The organism is Streptomyces sp. NPDC014734 (genome assembly GCF_043083325.1).
GTDB lineage: Bacteria > Actinomycetota > Actinomycetes > Streptomycetales > Streptomycetaceae > Streptomyces.
The window spans coordinates 199,257-205,256 of record NZ_JBIBYN010000017.1 but is presented as its reverse complement, the minus strand read 5'-3'; the positions used below and the strand labels follow the sequence as shown (position 1 = coordinate 205,256).

Annotated in this window: 2 protein-coding genes and 2 pseudogenes; 2 read left to right on the top strand and 2 right to left on the bottom strand. The window is 65.0% G+C overall.

Translation table 11 applies throughout. The features are described 5' to 3' along the window. Positions 1-146, bottom strand: a pseudogene (locus ACF1CT_RS25435) (IS5/IS1182 family transposase); the annotation flags it as partial. A gap of 69 nt (positions 147-215) precedes the next feature. Between ACF1CT_RS25435 and ACF1CT_RS25430 the strand changes: the two are divergent. Then, a complete protein-coding gene (locus ACF1CT_RS25430) occupies positions 216-4,622 on the top strand; it encodes a peptidoglycan DD-metalloendopeptidase family protein (protein WP_391786249.1) in 4,407 nt (1,468 codons plus the stop codon). A gap of 667 nt (positions 4,623-5,289) precedes the next feature. After that, the gene (locus ACF1CT_RS25425; RefSeq protein WP_391786259.1) at positions 5,290-5,733 is read left to right on the top strand and encodes a hypothetical protein; all 444 of its coding nucleotides are present in this window, start codon (positions 5,290-5,292) and stop codon (positions 5,731-5,733) included. Between the two features lie 96 nt (positions 5,734-5,829). Here the strand turns inward: ACF1CT_RS25425 and ACF1CT_RS25420 are convergent. Then, positions 5,830-5,988 (bottom strand): annotated as a pseudogene (locus tag ACF1CT_RS25420) (helix-turn-helix domain-containing protein); the annotation flags it as partial. Between the last annotated feature and the right edge of the window lie 12 nt (positions 5,989-6,000).

The following is a 6,000-nucleotide window of genomic DNA, read 5'->3' as shown; positions in this document are numbered from 1 at the left end:
ACGTAGACGATCGCCGCGAACAGGGTCTCATCAGGCGTGTCCTGCGTCCCGCCGCCCTGCGGACGCACCCTCGACGGCGGGATCAACGGCTTCGCGATCTCCCACAGCCCGTCCGGAACAATCCAACTCCACGCATCCCGCCCCATGAACAGCCCAACGAGTGATCACCACATAGGACACGGTCTAAGCGGAAGCTGGAGATAGCGTTCCGCGCCATGCCGAAGCTGGACATCCGGTTGGGCGACACGGGTGTTGACGCCGAACTCGCCCGGCTCCGTTCAAGGCTGGAACAGCTCAGCGGGAAGCGCATCGGCATCGACGTAGACGCCATGGCCGCTCGCGCCGAGGTGCAGCGCATCGAACGGGAGCTCCAGCGACTCGGAGCGAGCCACCCCAACGTCCAGGTGCGGGCCGACACCGCTACAGCCCGCGCGGCACTCGCGGAGCTTCGGGTGGCGATCGACGCAGTCGACCGACAGCGCATCAATGTACCGGCTCGCATCGATACGTCGCAGGCCACAGCGGCACTGTTGTCCCTCACCATCCAAGCCGCAGCACTCGCCGCTATCCCCCTCGGCGCAACGCTGACGGCTGGTCTCGGAGCGGTCGTCTCGATGGCGACCGCTGCGGGTGTTGGGATCGGCTCCGTCGCCCTGGCGGCCGTCCCCGCCGTGATGCAGGTCGCGAACGCCCTGAGACTGAAGACAGCAGCGGAGGATGAGGCGGCACAGGCTACCGACCGAAGCGCCCGTTCGACGTCACAGGCCGCAACCCGTGTCCTCCAACTCGCAGGCGCTCAGGCTCAGTTGTCGAGTTCGCACCGAAGTGCGGCGCAGTCGATCACGAACGCCAACCGCCAGGTCGAGACCGCGGAACGAGCCGTCGCGGACGCAGCGCGACGCGCTGCTGAACAGCGTCAGACGGCCGCTGACGGTGTGCGTCGCGCCGAACGGTCCCTCACCGACGCCAAGCGCACCGCGCGAGACGCGGAGCTGGACCTCACCCGTGCCCGGCAGGATGCCGCACAGCAGCTTGCCCGGCTGAACGACCGCATCCTTGATGGCTATCTCGACCAGCGAGAGGCCACGCTCCGCGTTCGCCAGGCGCAAGAGGAGCTGAGCACAACACTCCGGGACGCCGACGCTGGACGTGCCACACAGCTCCAGGTCGAAGCGGCGCAACTGGCCTTTGAACGAGCCAAGTTGAATGCCAAGGAGTCGAAGCAGTCGTTCGAAGACCTCCAGAAGTCTGCCGCCGCGCAGAAGCGCGCAGGGGTCGACGGCTCCGATGCCGTACGAACCGCCACGGAACGGGTCCATCAGGCTCAACAGGGTGTCGTCGACCAGACCGACACGTTGCGCAAGGCACAGGCCGCAGCAGCCAAGGCGGCCGTCGACGGCGCGCGAGCGGTAGCCGACGCGGAAGAGCGTGTCAGGGACGCCACCCGCAACGCTGCCAACGCTCAGGCATCTGCCGCGGAGAGCATCGCCAACGCCCAACGCAGTATCCAGCGGGCGCAGCTCTCTACCGCCACGGCCACGGGAGCCGCGACGTCGAAGGCGGAGGAGTACCGCGACGCGCTGAACGCGATGACTCCAGCCGCCCGGCAACTCTTCTTCGCGGTCGCCGGACCCACCGGGATCATCCCGGCGTTCAAGGAGTGGTCACGGACGCTCCAACCCGCTGTACTCCCGCTGTTCACGCGCGGCGTCGACGGGGCGAAGGCGTCGTTGCCGGGTCTGACCCCCCTCGTGCTCGCCTCCGCCCGGGGCATCGACACCTTGATGAACTCTGCGTCGGCGGAGATGAAGACGCCGTTCTGGGAGTCATTCAGGGCAAGCCTGAAGGACAATGTCGAACCGGCCGTAGTCGGGTTCGGGGTGTCATTTGGCAATGTCATCGCGGGAATTGCCGGGATCATCGATGCTTTCCTCCCGCATATGGCGGGCATCGTGACGCACTCCGACCGGATCACCGAGCGATTCGCGAAGTGGGGGACGAGTCTCAAGGGTAGTCCCGATTTCGAACGCTTCCTGAAGTATGTCAAAGACACATCGCCGGGGCTAGCCGAGTTCATCGGCGATATCCTGCGGGCAACGCTCGACGTTGCGAAGGCGGCATCGCCGCTCTCGACGTCGATGATGGCGATCGTTGGTCCCGTTTTCTCCGCCATCGGGGCGTTGGCTCGGGACAACCCGGAGATCATACAAATGCTGTGGTCCCTCTGGGCCGCGCAGAAAGCAATTGCCCTGGGGATGGTGGCGTTCGCGGCAGCGATGGCCGTTTACCAGTCCGTCATACTGCTGTCGGCGATCGCAACGGCAGGGTTCGGAACTGTGCTTTCCGCTACAGGCATCCTGCCGATTATCAGGGCGGTTGTTCTCGTTGTCGGACTTCTCGCAGCCGGCCTGATCCTCGCGTACAACCGGCTCGATTGGTTCCGGGTCACCGTCGATGCGGCGTGGGCGGGAATCAAGGCCGTCTCACTGGCGGTCTGGGACTACGTCCTGAAGCCGATATTCACCGCGATTTGGTGGGTCATCAAGTCCGTTGGCGACATTGCAATCTGGCTGTGGAAGAACGCAATTGCCCCGGCATTCAACGCCATCATGGCGATCGTTCAGCCCGTGGCGAAGGTGCTTCTGACGATCTTCCTCCTCCCTGCGTACGTGGCCTTCAAGCTGCTTGGCATCATCATCACGTGGCTATGGAAGGAAGTCGTCAGCCCCATCTTCGGATGGATCGCCGAGAAAACGAGGTGGCTGTACGAGAAGTACATCAAGCCGCACCTTTCCGACGCGAAGAAGGCTTTCGAGATGCTCGGCCAGACCATTCGAACACTGTGGGACGCGACGGTCAAGCCTGTCTTCGGCTGGATTGCCGACCGGACGAAGTGGCTTTACGAGCACGGGATCAAGCCGCATTTCGCGGATATCCGTCGTGCGCTCGACCTGATGGCGATCGGCTTCGAAAGCACCAAGAAGGAAATCAAGAAGAGCTGGGATCAGCTCCGGGATATCGCGCGTGAGCCCGTTCGTTTCATCATCGAGCGCGTTTACAACAAGGGGATCGTCCCGTTGTGGAACGGTGTTGCCGACGTTACGGGCGCGAAAAATCTGAGCCCGATCGACATCAAGAAGTTCCACACTGGCGGCATCATGTCCGGCTATTCTCCGGGCCGTGACGATCGCCTTATCGCCGTTGGTGGCGGTGAGTCAATCATGCGCCCGGAGTGGACGCGGGCAGTCGGCGCCGACCGCATCAACTCGTGGAACGCTGCGGCCCGTTCTGGCGGCGTTGGAGGCGTTCAGCGCGCAATCGCCAACGGGATGCCTGCATTCGCTGACGGCGGTATCGTCGGGTGGATCAAGGACAAGGCGAGCGACGTCGGAAAATTCCTCTCCGGCGCCGCTGGATTCCTGGACCCGAGCAAGCTTTTCGACAAGGCGAGGGGTCTCGTCAAGAGCACCATGGCGCCGATCCTGACGAACCCGTGGGCAAAGTCGGTGGCGCAAATGCCGCTGAAGATGCTGACGAGCATGAAGGATTCGGCGTTCGATCTCTTCTCCGGCGCCGCTGGGTCCGGTCAATGGATCAAGCCCGTCAGCGCTGGATACGGCACCAAATTCGGAGTCGCCGGCCGGATGTGGTCCTCCGGGCACCACACTGGCCAGGACTTTCCGGCAGCCGTCGGTACCGCGATCAAGGCGGTGGCCGACGGACGAGTTACCACCGCGCAGGGAGGCGGCCCTTACGGTAATCACGTAGTCGTCAACCACGGCGGGGGTCTATCGTCGCTGTACGCCCACATGACGAAGATCTTGACCTCCGTCGGCGCCTCCGTCCGCCAGGGCCAGGCCATCGGCACCGTGGGCGCAACCGGTAACGTCACCGGCCCTCACCTCCACCTGGAGGCGCGAGTCAACGGGCGGCCCGTGGACCCGATGAGCTACCTCACCGGAGGTGGTGGGGGAGGCAACGGCGGCACGGGCGTGGCCCGGTGGCGGTCGACGGTGCTCCGGGCCCTGAGCATGATGGGAAACCCGTCGAGCTACGCGGACCTGACGCTGCGGCGCATGGCGCAGGAGTCGAACGGGGATCCCAACGTCGTCAACCGCTGGGACAGCAACTGGAAGGCGGGGCACCCGTCGGTTGGTCTGATGCAGGTCATCGGTCCGACGTTCCGTGCCTTCGCCGGCCAGATGAAGAACACCGGGCCGTTCTCCTACGGCGTGTCGACGAACCCGCTCGCCAACATCTTTGCATCCATGCGTTACGCAAAGTCGGCGTACGGCTCCCTCCCCACCGCGTACAACCGTCCCGGCGGCTACGCATCGGGCGGACTGCCCGGCATCGGGGAACTGGCGTGGGTGGGTGAGCACGGACCGGAACTGGTCCGCTTCCTTTCGCCCGCACAGGTGTACTCGGCGACGGACTCCGCGAGTTTGGCCCGGAGCATCCGGACATTGCCGGGGCAGCCCGACCGAGAGCGGATACCGAACATCAACGTGGTGTCCCACACCTACCTTGACGGCCGCGAGGTGACAGGGATCATCGATCAGCGCATCGACCTGTACGACGCCGACACCGGCCGCGCACTCAACACAGGTCGTTGGACCTGATGCACGCTCCACGGTCCGCTACCGGCATGGTGGCGACCGTCACACACTTCCCCAACAGCGCTCCGGAGCGTCCCGGCATGGGCCGCTCCGGGCGCCCCATAACTGAGAGAGGACAACACCATGACCCCCGCGAAGTCGGTCCCGTCGACGTGCCCCTACTGCGGTAAGGACGTGCTCCAGAAGCCCGGTCCGGGGCGACGGAAGGTGTATTGCACCCCGAGCCACCGGAAGACGCACACACGCAACCTGCGGGCTGTATGGGGTTGGTACTGAGGTCGCCCCCTCAGCACGCCTCCGCGACGTCCCGCGCAGTTGACGCAAGCCACGGCGGGGCGTCGCGCTCGATGGCCCGTAGGGTCCGTTTCAAGCTCGCTCGGCTGCGCGTGGATGCCACGACGTCAAGCAGCGGTGCCACGTCGACGAGGAGATCATCACAGTCCCTCCACGCACCGGCCGCCGTGAGCGCGGACAACTCGGCCACGCTGCAATCCAGCCACCTACGCCCACCGGTCGGAGTAGCAGTCCGGGCACCCTGAAAGTGGGGAACTGCTGCAACGTGATCACCTAGGGACATCAGCACCTCGCCGAGATGCCCGGCCACCTCTGCCTCAGTGATCCACCACACCCACGAGGGATCACGGGGGCTGATGGAATCCTGGAGCGCGCTTTGGGCACGGTTGATCTCGGCAAGGCTGCGGGCGCGCTCTCCGGCCTGCGCAAGTGCGCGCCCTCTGCGCACATGCGCGATGAGAGCCACGCGGGGCGGGAGCCCGGCGGTCGACCTCAGTTCGTCGGAGATCCGAAGCACCTCCCCGGGGCGCCGCTCCTGTACCCCCTGCATCGCAAGCATGTCCAGGGCAAACCACAGCCGCGGGTAGTCGCCTGCCTGGCGGGCGAGAGTCTGTGCTTCGACGAACGCGCGGCGGGATTCGTCGGCACGGTGAGCGTCGGAGAGGATCCACCCGGCCACCTGTGCTATCTCGCTGACGGCTCCGACAAGTTGTGGCGACGGATCGATGACCCGATCAAGCTTCCGCTGTTCCGCCCGCCACACCTGGATAGCCGCATCAGCTACGTGCGCGCCACCGAATCGACTGGTGTGGCGGAGTAGATGCGCAACTGCGGACTGAACGTAGCTCTCGGCATCCAAATCGTCGTGCCCTGCGGCGGGCGGTGGCGGCGTCTCATCGTCAAGTAGCGCGCGAAGCGACTCGACAAGATGTGTCGACGGCTCCTGTTTCCCAGAGAGAACCCGAGATAAGTAGGCGTGGTCATAGCTCAATTCGCGTGCGGCGGCGCGGATTGACATCCCGCGACGCCGCAGTGCCTCTCTGACGTCCGCTCCGAATTCGTCCCCGCCCGACATAGGGCAAGGGTA

Bases quoted from the DNA above. Each gene is read 5' to 3' on its own strand.
- ACF1CT_RS25430 (WP_391786249.1), top strand. From the start codon at position 216: ATGCCGAAGCTGGACATCCGGTTGGGCGACACGGGTGTTGACGCCGAA.